Here is a 14,171-nt window from a genome sequence, read left to right as displayed (position 1 = left end):
GTGCGTGGCCGCGGGTTCGTCGTGGCTTGTCGCGCAGTTCCCCACGCCCCTGAGCGGGTCGAATCCCCTTCGTCTGAATGGAGCCCTTCTCATGCCTGAGAAAATCACTGTCGCCGGCGTCTCCGTCGACACCCGGCACTGGATCGGCGGCAAGCGTGTCGCCTCCGGCGCCACCTTTACCGACAGTTCCCCCATCGACGGCAGTGCCCTCGGTGAGATCGCCCGCGGTGGCCCCGCCGAAGCCGATGCCGCCATCGCCGCCGCCCGCGAGGCGTTCCCCGGTTGGGCCGGCACCCCCCGTGCCGAGCGCGCCCGGATCCTGCACGCCATCGCCGACGGGGTCGAGAAGCGGATCGAAGATCTCGCCGTCGTCGAGACCACCGACAACGGCGCCCTGCTGCGCTCGCACCGCCGCGGCGTGATGCCCCGTGTCGCGCACAACTTCCGCTTCTTCGCCGACTGGTTGCTCACCCTCGACCACGAGGACTTCGAGACGCGCGGGCACACCAACCACGTCTCGTGGGACCCCGCCGGGCCCTGTGTGCTGATCACCCCGTGGAACGCCCCGCTCATGCTGGCCACCTGGAAGGTCGCCCCGGCGCTCGCGGCCGGCGACACCGTCGTGCTCAAGCCCGCCGAGTGGTCCCCGCTCACCGCCTCCCTCCTCGCCGACATCGCCGCCGAAGCGGGCCTTCCCGCAGGCGTCCTCAACGTCGTCCAGGGCTACGGCGCCGAGATCGGCGACGCCCTGACCTCCCACCCGGACGTGCGCCGGATCAGCTTCACCGGCTCGGTCCCCACCGCCAAGCGGATCGCCGCGTCCGCCGCCGCGAACCTCACCCCGCTCAGCCTCGAACTCGGCGGCAAGTCACCGCTGTTGGTGTTCGCCGACGCCGACCTCGACCTTGCCGTCGACCTGGCCGTGGAGCAGTACGACAACGCCGGCCAGGTGTGTCTGGCGGGGACGCGGCTGCTGGTCGAGGAGACGGTCGCCGAGGAGTTCACCCGCCGGTTCGTGGCGAAGGCCGGGCAGCTGACGCAGGGCGACCCGCGCGACGAGACCACCGACATCGGGCCCAACATCCACCCCCGCCAGCTGGAGAAGATCGACGGGTTCGTGCGGCGGGCCGTCGAGGCCGGGGCCCGCGCCGTCATCGGCGGACATCGCAAGGACGGGCAGTACTACGCGCCGACCCTGCTCACCGACGTCGCTCAGGACAGCGAGATCGTCCAGGAAGAGGTCTTCGGCCCCGTCCTGACCCTCCAGACCTTCACCACCGAAGAGGAGGCCGTACGTCTCGCCAACGACACCCGCTTCGGGCTGGCCGCCACCGTCGCCACCGGGGACAAGGGGCGCGCCGGGCGCGTCACCGAGCAGCTCGTCGCGGGCACGGTCTGGGTCAACTGCTTCTTCGTCCGCGACCTCCAGGCGCCCTTCGGCGGCTCCCGCCACTCCGGCGTCGGACGCGAGGGCGGCACCTGGAGCTTCGACTTCTACTGCGACCTGAAGAACACCGTGACCGCCCCGAAGGGATGGAGCCAGAGCCATGGGTGAGATCGTCGGGGCCGGGCTGCTCGCCCACGTCCCCACCATCGTGCTGCCGGAGGCCGACCGGCTGGAGCTCAACGAGGGCAAGGAGATCACGCTCGTCACCGGGCTCCAGCAGCTCCGCGAGGAGGTCTTCGAGCGGGACGACTACGACACCGTCGTCGTTCTCGACTCCCACTGGGCGACGACGGTCGAGTTCGTCGTCACCGCGCAGCAGCGCCGGGCGGGCCTGTTCACGTCCGAGGAGCTGCCGCGCGGCATGTGCCGGATGCCGTACGACTTCCCGGGCGATCCCGAACTCGCCCGGAACATCGAGCGGTTCGCGGACAAGCACGGCACCTGGATCACCGCGATCGAGGACGAGTACCTGCCGATCTACTACGCCACGATCAACCTCTGGAAGTTCCTGGGGGAGGGGCTGCCGGACAAGCGGTGGGTCACCATCGGGGTGTGCCAGACCGGGGACATGGAGGACCATCTGCGGCTCGGGCGTGCCCTCGCCGACGGTATCGCCGCCACGCCGGGGCGGCGGGTGCTGCTCATCGCCTCCGGTGCCCTGTCGCACACCTTCTGGCCGCTGCGTGAGCTGCGCGACCACGAGTCCAGCGACACCGCGCACATCTTCACTCCCGAGGCCCGGGCGGCCGACCACGAGCGGATCGCCTGGTTCAAGGAGGGCCGTCACGACAAGGTCCTCGACACCATGGACGAGTTCTGGACGTACAAGCCCGAGGCGAAGTTCTTCCACTACCTGATGATGGCCGGTGCCCTCGGTGAGCAGTCCTGTGTCGCCAGGGCCCGCCAGTACGGGGAGTACGAGAACTCCATCGGCACCGGTCAGGTCCATTTGTGGTTCGACCGCCCGGCCGACGGCTGGACCGGCACCACCCCGCACCGACTCCCCTAGGAAGGCCCGCCATGCCCGAATACCGCCGTATCCTGCTCGACGGCGCCGCCGTCCAGGTCACCGTCGACGGGGACGAACTCGTCGCCGGGGACGGCCGCCGCGTCAAGATCGAGGACGCACAGCACCTTCCGCCGGTCGTCCCGTCCAAGGTGATCGCCGTTCATCTCAACCACCGCAGCCGAGTGGACGAGTTCGGGATCGAGCTGCCGGAGACCCCGACCTACTTCCACAAGCCGACGTCCTCCCTCAACTCCCACCGGGGCGCGATCGTCCGTCCCGAGGGCTGCAAGTGGCTCAACTACGAGGGCGAGGTCGCCATCGTGATCGGGCGGACCGCGCGGAACATCTCCCCGGAGGAGGCGGGGGAGTACATCGCCGGATACACCGTGGCCAACGACTACGGGCTGCACGACTTCCGTGACACCGACGCCGGGTCGATGCTGCGGGTGAAGGGCTCGGACACGCTCTGCCCGCTCGGACCGGGCCTGGTCACGGACTGGGACTTCCACGGCAAGCGGCTGCGGACGTACGTCAACGGCGAGGTCGTGCAGGACGGTTCGACCGACGAGATGAAGTGGGACATGCACTACCTCGTCGCCGACATCGCCCGCACGATCACCCTCCACCCGGGGGACGTGCTCCTGTCCGGCACACCCGCCAACTCCCGTCCCGTCCGGCCGGGCGACGTCGTCGAGGTCGAGGTCGAGGGCCTCGGCCGGCTCACCAACCACATCGTCACCGGCCCGACCCCGGTCCGCACCGACGTGGGCGCCCAGCCGACCGAGTCCGAGGAGGTGCTCTCCACCGCGCTCGGCGGGGACTGGGAGTTCCGCGGCATCAGGCCGCCCAGGCGTTGACCGTGCGTACGGTGGTGCCGGACCCGGCGGGTAAGGTCGCGAGCATGACCGCATCCGACGAGGGAGCCGAGGACGGCAAGGGGCCCGAGGGCGGCAAGCCGCGCAAGCGCATGAACTACGGCGAGGGCCGTGAGGCCCTGCTCAACGCCGCGGTGCGGGTCGTGGCGCGCGGCGGGCTGCGCAAGCTCACCTACCGGGCGGTCGCCCAGGAGGCCGGCACCACGCACGGCCTGGTCGTCCACCACTTCGGCTCGCGCGACGCGCTGATCGAGGAGGCCCTCGCCCACGCGATCCGCAGCTCGCTCAACGTCAGCGCGCTCGAACCGGGCACCGGCAAGGTCGCCGACTTCTCGGTGGGCGTGTCCGACATGGTCATCGCCGACCCGGACATCCAGGCCTTCCAGTACGAGCTGCTGCTGGAGGCCCGGCGCCGCCCGGAGCTGCTGCCGCAGATCCGTGCCCTGTACGACGACTACTTCGACGCGACCCGGCGCGAGCTGTCCCGGATGCTCCCCGAGGACGCCGGGCGCCCGCTGACCCGGCTGATCTTCGCCGCCCTGGACGGGCTCGTGCTGCACCAGCTCGTCTTCGGTGAGCCCGGGACCACCGACGCCGCGATCGAGGAGCTGCGCGGGCTGCTCCGACTGCTTGCGGCCGACGGCGCCGAGGCACCGGAGAACGACGGCTGACCTGCGTCTTCAGGGACCCCGGGCACCCGTGGCCCGGGGTCCTTTCACGTTCACGCACCCATTCTCGGCGACACCCCTTGCCAAACGGATAGTTCCAGCCCACCATAAGGCAACTCGTTTGGCCTGAAACGAAATCCCCTTTCCCCTGGCAGGTGATCCGAGTGGACAGTCAGACGGCGGTCCCGAACCAGACCGCGCCCGACGCCTCCACCGCAGGCAAGCTCAAGCCCAACTCCCTCGGCGTGCTGGGCATCCTCTTCTTCGTCCTCTCCGCCCAGGCGCCGCTGACCGGCGTCGCGGGCGCCGTCCCCATCGCCGTGGCCATCGGAAACGGCGCCGGGGCCCCGGCCGCCTATCTCGCGGCCGGTCTGATCACCCTGCTGTTCTCGGTCGGCTTCGTCGCCATGGGCCGGCACGTGGTGGACGCCGGGGCCTTCTACCGCTACATCGGCAAAGGGCTCGGCCGGGACCTCGGCCACGGCAGCGCGGGCATCGCTCTCTTCGCGTACTGCGCGATCCAGGCCGCCATGTACGGCCTGTACGGCGCCACCGTGAACGGGCTGCTGGCGCACTACGCCGGCATCGACGTGCCCTGGTGGGTGTGCGCCCTGGTCACGATGGCGATCGTGCAGGTCCTCGGCACCCTGGGCATCGAGATGGGTGCGAAGGTGCTGGCCGTGTTCGTGCTGGCCGAGTTCAGCATCCTCAGCGCCTTCGCCGTCGTCACCTTCGCCAAGGGCGGCGGGCCCGAGGGCCTCGGCTTCGCCGACACCTTCTCGCCGGGCGCGGCCCTGGACGGCGCGCCGGGCGTGGCGCTGATGTTCGCCGTGGCGTCGATGATCGGCTTCGAGGCCACCGCGATCTACGGCGAGGAGGCCCGCGAGCCCCGTAGGACGGTGCCCCGGGCGACATACACGGCCGTCGCCCTCGTCACCGGCTTCTTCGCCTTCGCCTCCTGGATGCTGATCTCGTCCTACGGTGCCTCGAAGGCGGCCGGCGCCGCCGGTCAGGCGCTGGAGGGCGGTGACTCGACGGCGTTCGTCTTCGCGCCGATCGCCGCGCAGTTCGGCACCTGGGTCAACGACGTGCTGCCGATCCTGCTGGCCACCTCGCTCTTCGCCGGCATCCTGGCCTTCCACAACTCGGCCAACCGCTATCTGTTCTCGCTCAGCCGTGAGGGGCTTCTGCCGCGCGGGATCTCGGCGGTCAACCGCCGGCACTCACCCGGCGTCGCGGGCTTCGTGCAGACGTCGATCGCCGTCCTGCTGGTGATCCCGTTCGCGCTGGCCGGCAAGGACCCGGTGCTCACCCTGTTCTCGTGGGGCAGCGGCATCGCCGTACTGGCGATCATGCTCCTGTACTTCCTGACCTCGGTCTCGGTCGTCGCCTTCTTCCGGCGCGAGCGCCTCGACACCCGGCCGTGGAACACGCTGGTCGCCCCGCTGCTGGGGGCCGTGGGAATCGCCGGGGCCATCTGGCTGATCGTCGAGAACTTCACGACCCTCATCGGCGGCGACCGGACCACCGCCCTGTGGCTGCAGGCCGCGGTCCCGGCCGTCCTGGTGCTGGGCGTCGTCACCGGCCGCGCCCGGCGCTCGGCCCACCCGTAGATCACGCCCGCCGTCCGGCCGAGCCGCTCTCGGCCGGACGGCGGGCGATTGCCCGGTCGGCGCTCGGACCGACCCTTTCGTACGAGATACGAGATCAGACGTCATCTGGAGGTCCTCGCATGTCCGCCGTCACCCACGAAGAGTGGCTGCGTCGCGCCAAGTCCCTGCATCCGTCCGGCGCCCATCACATCGACGGCGCCGACGAACCGGGCGCCGGAGGGACCTTCGCGGCCGTCTCGCCCCGGGACGGACAGACGCTGGCGCAGGTCGCCGACGGAGGCGCCGCCGAGGTGGACGCGGCCGTCGCCGCCGCACGGCGCGCCTTCGACACCGGACCCTGGCCGCGCCTGGCACCCGTCGAGCGCGGCCGGGTGCTGCTGCGGATCGCCGACCTGCTGGAGGAACGGCGCGCGGAACTGGCACTCACCGTCAGCCTGGAGATGGGCAAACCCATCACCGACGCCCACGACATCGAGCTGCGCGCCGCCATCACCACCTTCCGCTGGTACGGCCAGCTCGCCGACAAGCTCACCGACGAGTCCCCGCACACCGCCCCCGACGCCCTCGCCCTGGTCACCCGGGAACCGGCCGGTGTCGTCGGCGCGGTCGTGCCCTGGAACTTCCCCCTGACCCTCGCCGGCTGGAAGATCGCCCCGGCGCTCGCCGCCGGCTGCACGGTCGTACTGAAGCCGTCCGAGAACTCCCCGCTGTCCGCCCTGCTCCTCGGCCGGCTGGCCACCGAGGCCGGGCTGCCGCCGGGCGTGCTCAACGTCGTGAACGGCGAGGGCCCCGTCGCCGGGCGGGCCCTCGGACTCCACCCCGACGTCGACGTCCTGGCCTTCACCGGCTCCACCGCCGTCGGCCGGCACTTCCTGCACTACGCGGCCGACTCCAACCTCAAGCGCGTCTGGCTCGAACTCGGCGGCAAGTCACCGAACATCGTCCTGCCCGACGCCCCCGACCTGGACCGGGCCGCCGCCACCGCGGCCTGGGGCATCTTCTTCAACCAGGGTGAGATGTGCACCGCGCCCTCCCGGCTCCTCGTGCACTCCTCCGTCGCCGAACGCGTCACCGAGGCCGTCGTACGCCGGGCCCGTGAGCTGCGAGTCGGCGACCCCCTGGACCCGGCCACCGAGATGGGCGCGCTGGTCGGCGAGGCCCACCTCGGCCGCGTCCTCGGGCACATCGGGACCGGCCGGGAGGAGGGCGCCCGGTTGCGCACCGGCGGTGAGCGCGTCCTCGCCGAGACCGGCGGCACCTACCTGGAGCCGACCGTCTTCGACGGGGTCGAGCCGACGATGCGACTGGCCCGCGAGGAGATCTTCGGCCCCGTCCTGTCCGTCCTCGCCTTCGACGACCTGGACGAGGCGGTACGGCTGGCCAACGCCACCGAGTACGGCCTCGCCGCCGGCCTGTGGACCTCCGACCTGTCCACCGCCCACATGGTCTCCCGCGCCCTGAAGGCCGGCACGGTCTGGGTCAACTGCTACGAGGAGGGCGACCTGACCGTCCCCTTCGGCGGCATGAAGCAGTCCGGGAACGGCCGCGACAAGTCCGCGCACGCCCTGGAGAAGTACACCGAGCTCAAGACGACCTGGATCCAGCTGTGACCCGTCCGCTGATCGCCGTCCCTGCCCGCTTCTCCGCCACCACCTCCGCTCTGCGCTACGCCGCCGAGGCCAACGCCCGCGCCCTGATCGAGGCGGTCTGGCGGGCCGGCGGTGAACCGGCGAGCATCCATCCCGCGGCCGGTGACGTCGCCGGACGTCTCGCCCGCTTCGACGGCGTCCTGCTCCCCGGCGGCGGCGACCTCGCCCCGCACCGCTACGGCGCCGCCGACACTCACGCGAGCGTCTACGACGTGGACGACCTCCAGGACACCTTCGACCTCGAAGCCGCGCGGCGCGCACTGGACCTCGGCATCCCCCTGCTGGCGATCTGCCGCGGTCTGCAGACCGTGAACGTCGCCCTCGGCGGCACGCTGGAGCAGGACATGGGCGGCCCCGAACACGAACACCGGCATCTCGTGCACCCGGTGGCGATCGACCGTGGCACCTTGCTGGAACGTGCCCTCGGGGCGGAGAAGGCGGAGGCCTCCTGCTACCACCACCAACGGGTGGACCGCCTCGGCACCGGCCTCACGGTGACGGCCCGCGCCGCCGACGGAACGGTGGAGGGACTCGAACTCCCCGGCGCGCAGGGGTGGTTCACGGCGGTGCAGTGGCACCCCGAGGACACGGCTCACCGGGACGGTGCTCAGCAGGCGCTCTTCGACGCCCTGGTGAGCGCGGCACACGAGCGGCGCTGAGCGAGGGCCGCGCCCTCAGCCGTCGTTCCTGGCCCGCCGCCCTCAGCCGTCGCTCCTGGCCCGCCGCCTTCAGCCGTCGTTCCTGGCCCGCCGGCCGCTGCGGCGAGGGGCGGGCTCGGCTCCGTCGAGCAGGGCGAGCCGGCGGTCCTCGCCCTGCTCCTCCACCTGGAGCACGACCCGGCGCAGCCCCTCCGCCACGCTCCGGCACTCCTCGTCGCTGAGCTGCCCGGCGACGAAGGCCTCCTCCTCGTTGAACGCGGGGAACAGCCGGCGCATCAGCTCCTCGCCCTCCTCGGTGAGGCTGAGCAGCACGAGCCTGCCGTCACTGGGGTGCCCGGCCCGCTTCACCAGCCCCCGCCCCTCCAGCGTCCGCGCCACACCCGTGAGCGTGCCCTTGGAGATCCCGGCCTCCTCCGCGACATGCCGGGTCTCCGACTCGCCCCACACCCAGACCACCCAGAGCACCACGAACGCCGTCCAGGTCAGATCGGCGCCGCGCAGCACGGAGTTCTCCAGGTGCTGCCGGACCGTGGAGGCCGCGCGGTAGATGTTGGCGACCACGGCCATCTGCTCCCGGTGCAGCGGGATACCGCCGAGCTTGGCCTCGGCCAGCTTCTCGGCGGCGGTGATCGATCGTTGGCCGGGCATGGCACTCTCCTTTGGCCGCGGCGTCGGACAGGCGGTGTCGGACGGGGAGCGGACGATTTTCGTTCGGGTTCAAATTGTACGGAAGGGCCCGCCGATTCCCGGACCCTGGACGCCCTCTTGACGCCGGCCGCGGGCGGACCGACACTCGAGCAGGATTCCTAGTGAATTGGTAGGGAAACATGGGGCGTCTCGAGTCGGCCACCGGCCGAGTGATCCGTACGCCCCTTCTCACGTCCCGCCGCCACATCGACCTGCTCCGCGTATGCAGCGCGATCAGCCCCCGGGGCTGACCTCCACGTCGCTTCCGCCGACCGCGCACGTCCACACGCCTGCCCCGGGGAGAGTCATGTCCGTCACACCGTTGGCCGCACACCCGTCCACCCAGTCCGCCCCCGCCTTCCGGGGCCGTATCGGCAGGGACGCGCGCAGCGGCCACTACGCCGTGCCGCGCCGCTACCGCCTCCATCTGTCGACGGCCTGCCCGGACGGCCTGCGCATCGCCGTCGCCCACGCCCTGCTGGGCCTCGACGACATCTGTCCCGCGACCTTCCTGCCCCCGATCCCCGACGGCTCCGACGGCGGACACGCCGTCCTGCGTCCCCTCTACGACGCAAGCGCCCACCGGTACGCCGGGCCGGCCCTCGCCCCGGTCCTCAGCGACGACTGGTCCGGTCGCATCGTGAGCACGCACGCTCCCGACATCGTCAGGGACCTCGCCCGGCGCTTCGGCCACGGGTGTGCGGAGCTCTACCCGTGCGGCGCGGAGTCGGAGATCGAGGCCGTCGAGCAGATGTGCGCGCAGGGCATCGAGGAGGCCGCGCAGCGTGCGGGGGCAGCGGGTGCCGAGCCGGGGGAGCGCGACGAGGCGCTCGGGACGCTGCTGCGCTCCCTGGGCGCGCTGGACCGCTGGCTCGACGGACGTACCCATATGATCCGTCATCAGATCACCGCCGCCGACATCGAGTTGTGGGTCACCCTGGTCCAGCTCGACACCGTCCACCGCCACCACCTGGACGCGACGGCCGTGCAGCGCATCGCCGACCACCCCGCCCTGTGGGACTACGCGCGCCGGCTCACCGCCGACTCGGCGTTCGGCGCGCATCTCGACCTCGACGCCATCGCCCGCCGCCACCACGCGCGTTGTCAGGGCCTTGAGGCCGCCGGCGCCGCTGTCCAGATCCTGGACTGGACGGCCCACGCGGCAGCCGGATCGGATGCCCGACCGCAGGTCGACGGGCCCTGAGCCGGTCCAGACCGTGGACCGGCGTTGACATTCGTTCGGGCAACTGTCGTAACTTACGGCCCAGAACGGTCATGAGCGTCAGTGACAAGCCCTGGCTCGCTGACCGGCAACCCTCGCGTCGCGGTGGGGTGCCCAGGTGACGACCGGACCGGATGACATTCGGTAAGCGCGAGGCCCCCAGGGGCCGGGAAAGCGAGTGACGACATGGACGCAGCTCCCAGGACGGCCGAACGCCGCTCCCAGAGCTGCTTCCTGCCGTTCGCGAACCTGCTCGTCGCCGACCGCACCGTGGATCTGCTCCGAGTCAACAGCGCACTGTGTACCGCACCGGGCCGTGCCCGCTGTCGAGGCTGACACCTTCTCCCAGCCCGGCACTCCCTGACGAACACCGCCTTTGCGGTGTGCTGTCGCCCGCCCAGCCCCCGGTACCCGCGCCTCCCGTGAGCCGACGCGCCGCCCAGCGGACGTCGTTGCCACACCCTGCGCCGGGCCTGGGGAATTCCGACTCCTGTCGGAGCCCTCCATGAGTGGACCCCCAGGCGCCGCCGTGTCCCTCGCCGAGGCACCGACGACCGCCGACACCCCTTCAAAGCCGCTGAGGGCACAGCGAGTTCTGCCGCTGCGCCGGCCCGGTCGCCGGCTCGCCACCGCGGTGGTCCTCGTCCTGGCGGCCCAGTTCGTCCACGGACTGGTGACCAACCCCTTCTACCAGTGGGACCGCTTCGGCTACTGGTTCCTGCGGCCGACCATCCTCGACGGGCTCCTCGTCACCCTCGAAGTCACCGCCTACAGCGCGGTGCTGGGCCTCCTCGGCGGAATCCTGCTGGCGCTGGCACGGCTCTCGCGGAGCCCGGTCCTACGGGCGGTCAGCTGGATCTACGTCTGGGCGTTCCGCTCCGTCCCGCTGATCGTGGTGCTGCTGTTCCTCTACAACTTCAGCGCCCTGTACAAGACGCTGAGCGTGGGCGTGCCCTTCGGCCCCGCCTTCTTCTCCTTCGACGAGTCCAAGCTCGCCACCGACCTCGTGCTCGCGGTCGTCGGCATCAGCCTCCACGAGTCCGCGTACGCCGCCGAGGTCGTCCGTCAGTTCGCCAGCCTCGACCACCTCTCCGGCGGCCGCTCCGCCTGGAACGTGGTCACGTCCTGGGACGCGTTCACCGGCGAGAACTTCCGCCGCGGCGGCTTCCTGCCGCAGGAGGAGCGCTACTCCCGCGCCAAGGAGTTCCTCGCCACCGCGGGCGAACTCTTCGACTCCTGGCACGTCGACGAGATCCTCGCCGACCAGGAGAGCGGAACCTTCCTGCGGGACGCCGAAGCCGGAGCCTTCGTCCACACCGGGCAGCACTTCGACATCCACGGACAGTTCAACGTCCCGCGCTCCCCGCAGGGCCGCCCGGTCATCCTCCAGGCCGGCGACTCCGACGAAGGCCGCGAGTTCGCCGCCGCGGAAGCGGACGCCGTCTTCAGCCGGCACGGCACTCTGGAGGCGGGCCGGGCCTTCTACAGCGACGTCAAGTCCCGCCTGGCCACATACGGCCGGCGCTCCGACCAACTGCTCATCCTGCCCGCCGCGACCGTCGCACTCGCCGACACCGACGCCGAGGCCGGGGAACTCGCCCGTGAGGTGCGCCGTCAGCAGGTCAGCGGAACCACCGCCCTCAAGCACCTGGAGTTCGTCTGGAACCGGGACCTGTCGGCGTACGACCCGGAAGGCCCCCTCCCCGACATCGACCCGGACATCGGAGACGACCACATCTCCAAGGGCCGCGCCCAAGTCCGCATGTACCGGGACCCGATCGCCACCGCGCGCGAGTGGCGCGAACTGGCCGAGGCCAACAAGTGGTCCATCCGCGACCTGGTCATCAACACCGGAAACCGGCAGAACTTCGTGGGCTCCCCCGCCACCCTCGCCAGGACCCTCAACGACCCCGTGCAGGCCGACGCGAGCGACGGCTTCACTCGTCCCGCACGTCACACCGACGGGTCTCGACGAGTTCGCCGACAAGGTCGTCCCACTGCTCCAGGAACAGGGCGTGTTCCGCACCGAGTACGAGGGCACGACCCTGCGCGACCACCTCGGCCTGGCGCACCCGGACCAGGCACGCGCCGAGCGGGTCGCATCGTGAAGTTCATCGCGATCACCCTGATCGTGCACCGTCCGGATCCGGTCACCGGGGTGCTCAAGCCGACACACGACCGCTTCCGCGAGGTCCTAGACAACGCCCTGCTCGCCGAGGAACTGGGCTTCGACGGCTTCGGCGTGGGGGAGCGGCACGAGCGCCCGTTCATCTCGTCGTCCCCGGCCGTCGTGCTGAGCCACGTCGCCGCGCCGACGAAGCGCATCCGGCTGTTCACGGCCGTGACGACCCTCAGCCTGCTGGACCCGGTGCGGGCCTATGAGGACTACGCGACCCTGGACCACCTGTCCGACGGCCGTCTGGACCTGATCATCGGCAAGGGCAACGGCGCCGCACAGCGCGACCTGTTCCACGTCACGCCGGAGGACCAGTGGGACCGCAACGCCGAGAGCTACGAGGTCTTCCGGCGCATCTGGCGCCAGGACAAGGTCACCGCGGACACCCGGTTCCGCCCGCCGCTCACGGACGCCGAGGTGTGGCCACGGCCGTACCAGCGGCCCGTCCGGGTCTGGCACGGCAGCGCCACCAGCGAGGAGTCCGTCGACCTGGCCGCCCGCTACGGTGACCCGCTGTTCTCGGCCAACGTCACCCACCCCATCGAGCCCTACGCCGAGTTGATCCGGCACTACCGCGAGCGCTGGGAGCACTACGGCCACGACCCGGCCGACATCGCGATCGGCGCCGGCACGGCGGGCATCTGCGTCGCTCCCACCTCCCAGGAGGCACTGGCCGCCTACCGACCGGTCTTCGAGGCCAACCTCGCCTTCTTCACACAGGCGGGCCTGCCCGTCGTCTTCGAAACCCTGGAGGACTTCGTCGAGCGCAGCTCCGCCCTGATCGGCAGTCCGCAGCAGGTCATCGACAAGGTGCACCGCTACCACGAGCAGTTCGGCCACACGGCGATCCACGTCCACGCGGACGCGAGCGGCCTCAGCGACACCCGGCACCGTGACTCGCTGGAGCTGTTCCAGTCGGCGGTGGCGCCGGTGCTGCGCAAGGACCTTCCCGACCCGCCCTTCACCTGGGGCCCCGCACAGCAGCCGACCCATGTCTGACATCCCTCTCGGCGTCCTCGACCTGGTCCCGATCCCCTCCGGATCGACGGCCGCCGACGCCCTGCGCAACTCGATCGACCTGGCGCAGCGGGCGGAACGCCTCGGCTACGCCCGCTACTGGTTCGCCGAACACCACCTCAACCCGGGCGTCGCGGGCACGTCACCGGCGGTCGTCCTGGCCCTCACCGCCGCGGCCACCTCCACCATCCGCCTGGGCTCCGGCGCCGTACAACTCGGCCATCGCACCGCGCTCTCCACGGTCGAGGAGTTCGGCCTGCTCGACGCCCTGCACCCCGGCCGCCTCGACCTGGGCCTGGGCCGCTCGGGCGGCCGCCCGCCCGGAGAGAGGGCGACCGTGCCCACGGCCACCCCGGTCGTCGACGGCCGCGCCCCGAACGGTCTGCCCATCCCGCCCCGCTTCTCCTTCGAGCGTCTCCTGGGCTCACCCCGAGTCGCCCTCCAGCGCCGACTGCTGCTCCTGCCCCACGCCGAACCGCAGGACTACGCCGAGCAGATCGACGACGTCCTCGCCCTGCTCGCCGGCACCTACCGCTCCCCGGAGGGCGTCGAGGCGCACGTCGTGCCCGGTGAGGGTGCCGAGGTCGAGGTGTGGATCCTCGGCAGCAGCGGCGGTCAGAGCGCCGAGGCCGCGGGCGGCCGGGGCCTGCGCTTCGCCGCGAACTACTACGTCAGCCCCGCCACGGTCCTGGAAGCGGTGGAGGCCTACCGCGCCCTCTTCCAACCGTCCGAGGTCCTCGACAAGCCGTACGTCACCGTCTCGGCCGACGTCGTCGTGGCCGAGGACGACGCGAGGGCACGCGAACTCGCCACCGGCTACGGCCTGTGGGTGCGCGGCATCCGCACCGCCGAGGGTGCCATCCCTTTCCCCACACCCGAGGAGGCGCGCGCCCACACCTGGAGCGACGACGACAGGGAACTCGTGCGGGACCGAATCGACACGCAGTTCGTCGGAACGCCGGGCCGGGTCGCCGACCGGCTGGAACAGCTCCGGGAGGCCACGGGCGCAGACGAGTTGCTGATCACCACGATCACCCACGACCACGCGGACCGGGTGCGGTCCTACGAGCTGCTGGCGCGGGAGTGGCGACGCAGGTGACGGACGTGTGCCGCGAGGTGGGAGACGCCGGCGTGGGCGGACGTCACCCT

The 14,171-nt window shown here is 71.3% G+C and carries 13 protein-coding genes, 2 pseudogenes and 1 riboswitch; of the genes and pseudogenes, 14 read left to right on the top strand and 1 reads right to left on the bottom strand.

The genetic code is table 11. The features are described from left to right. Positions 1 to 91 precede the first annotated feature (91 nt). The 7 genes from ACFPQ9_RS02260 to ACFPQ9_RS02230 all read left to right on the top strand — a co-directional run bounded on the left by ACFPQ9_RS02260 (position 92) and on the right by ACFPQ9_RS02230 (position 7,920). Entirely contained in the window at positions 92 to 1,555 is a 1,464-nt protein-coding gene (locus ACFPQ9_RS02260; protein WP_380845607.1) for an aldehyde dehydrogenase, read from the top strand. Further along, positions 1,548 to 2,456 carry a 3,4-dihydroxyphenylacetate 2,3-dioxygenase gene (locus ACFPQ9_RS02255; RefSeq protein WP_380845604.1) on the top strand — a complete coding sequence of 303 codons (909 nt, stop codon included), beginning with the start codon at positions 1,548 to 1,550 and terminating at the stop codon, positions 2,454 to 2,456. Before ACFPQ9_RS02260 ends, ACFPQ9_RS02255 begins: the two co-directional genes overlap by 8 nt. Positions 2,457 to 2,467: 11 nt before the next feature. Beyond that, entirely contained in the window at positions 2,468 to 3,313 is an 846-nt protein-coding gene (locus ACFPQ9_RS02250) for a fumarylacetoacetate hydrolase family protein (RefSeq protein WP_380845601.1), read from the top strand. A 44-nt stretch (positions 3,314 to 3,357) separates the two neighbouring features. Beyond that, positions 3,358 to 4,002 (top strand): TetR/AcrR family transcriptional regulator, encoded by a 645-nt coding sequence (locus ACFPQ9_RS02245; protein WP_380845598.1) that lies wholly within the window; start codon positions 3,358 to 3,360, stop codon positions 4,000 to 4,002. Between the two features lie 161 nt (positions 4,003 to 4,163). Beyond that, entirely contained in the window at positions 4,164 to 5,612 is a 1,449-nt protein-coding gene (locus ACFPQ9_RS02240) for an APC family permease (RefSeq protein ID WP_380845595.1), read from the top strand. A 119-nt stretch (positions 5,613 to 5,731) separates the two neighbouring features. After that, positions 5,732 to 7,222 carry an aldehyde dehydrogenase gene (locus ACFPQ9_RS02235; protein WP_380845592.1) on the top strand — a complete coding sequence of 497 codons (1,491 nt, stop codon included), beginning with the start codon at positions 5,732 to 5,734 and terminating at the stop codon, positions 7,220 to 7,222. Then, the gene (locus ACFPQ9_RS02230; RefSeq protein WP_380845589.1) at positions 7,219 to 7,920 is read left to right on the top strand and encodes a gamma-glutamyl-gamma-aminobutyrate hydrolase family protein; all 702 of its coding nucleotides are present in this window, start codon (positions 7,219 to 7,221) and stop codon (positions 7,918 to 7,920) included. The genes ACFPQ9_RS02235 and ACFPQ9_RS02230 overlap by 4 nt, the downstream gene beginning before the upstream one ends. A gap of 69 nt (positions 7,921 to 7,989) precedes the next feature. On the opposite strand, the gene ACFPQ9_RS02225 is transcribed toward ACFPQ9_RS02230, so the two are convergent. Then, positions 7,990 to 8,568, bottom strand: coding sequence for a MarR family winged helix-turn-helix transcriptional regulator (locus ACFPQ9_RS02225; RefSeq protein WP_380845586.1), 579 nt, complete (start codon positions 8,566 to 8,568; stop codon positions 7,990 to 7,992). Positions 8,569 to 8,747: 179 nt separating this feature from the next. On the opposite strand from ACFPQ9_RS02225, the gene ACFPQ9_RS02220 reads away from it, so the two are divergent. The 7 genes and pseudogenes from ACFPQ9_RS02220 (at position 8,748) to ACFPQ9_RS02190 (ending at position 14,121) form a co-directional block, all read left to right on the top strand. After that, positions 8,748 to 8,858, top strand: coding sequence for a putative leader peptide (locus tag ACFPQ9_RS02220; RefSeq protein WP_380845583.1), 111 nt, complete (start codon positions 8,748 to 8,750; stop codon positions 8,856 to 8,858). A gap of 56 nt (positions 8,859 to 8,914) precedes the next feature. Next, on the top strand, positions 8,915 to 9,811 hold the full coding sequence (locus ACFPQ9_RS02215; RefSeq protein ID WP_380845580.1) for a glutathione S-transferase C-terminal domain-containing protein: 897 nt from the start codon (positions 8,915 to 8,917) through the stop codon (positions 9,809 to 9,811). A 67-nt stretch (positions 9,812 to 9,878) separates the two neighbouring features. Further along, positions 9,879 to 9,986: riboswitch (SAM riboswitch) on the top strand. A gap of 29 nt (positions 9,987 to 10,015) precedes the next feature. Continuing rightward, positions 10,016 to 10,165 (top strand): hypothetical protein, encoded by a 150-nt coding sequence (locus ACFPQ9_RS02210; RefSeq protein WP_380845577.1) that lies wholly within the window; start codon positions 10,016 to 10,018, stop codon positions 10,163 to 10,165. A 169-nt stretch (positions 10,166 to 10,334) separates the two neighbouring features. Continuing rightward, positions 10,335 to 10,733 (top strand): annotated as a pseudogene (locus ACFPQ9_RS02205) (ABC transporter permease subunit); the annotation flags it as partial. Between the two features lie 150 nt (positions 10,734 to 10,883). Next, positions 10,884 to 11,937, top strand: a pseudogene (locus ACFPQ9_RS02200) (NtaA/DmoA family FMN-dependent monooxygenase); the annotation flags it as partial. After that, the gene (locus ACFPQ9_RS02195; RefSeq protein ID WP_380845574.1) at positions 11,934 to 13,004 is read left to right on the top strand and encodes an LLM class flavin-dependent oxidoreductase; all 1,071 of its coding nucleotides are present in this window, start codon (positions 11,934 to 11,936) and stop codon (positions 13,002 to 13,004) included. The pseudogene ACFPQ9_RS02200 and the gene ACFPQ9_RS02195, both read left to right, overlap by 4 nt. After that, positions 12,997 to 14,121 (top strand): LLM class flavin-dependent oxidoreductase, encoded by a 1,125-nt coding sequence (locus tag ACFPQ9_RS02190; RefSeq protein ID WP_380845571.1) that lies wholly within the window; start codon positions 12,997 to 12,999, stop codon positions 14,119 to 14,121. Before ACFPQ9_RS02195 ends, ACFPQ9_RS02190 begins: the two co-directional genes overlap by 8 nt. The last annotated feature ends 50 nt before the right edge of the window (positions 14,122 to 14,171 follow it).

Source organism: Streptomyces coerulescens (assembly GCF_042657965.1).
Lineage (GTDB): Bacteria > Actinomycetota > Actinomycetes > Streptomycetales > Streptomycetaceae > Streptomyces > Streptomyces coerulescens.
Note: the sequence above shows the minus strand (reverse complement) of the source record. Positions and strands in the feature narration are given on the sequence as shown.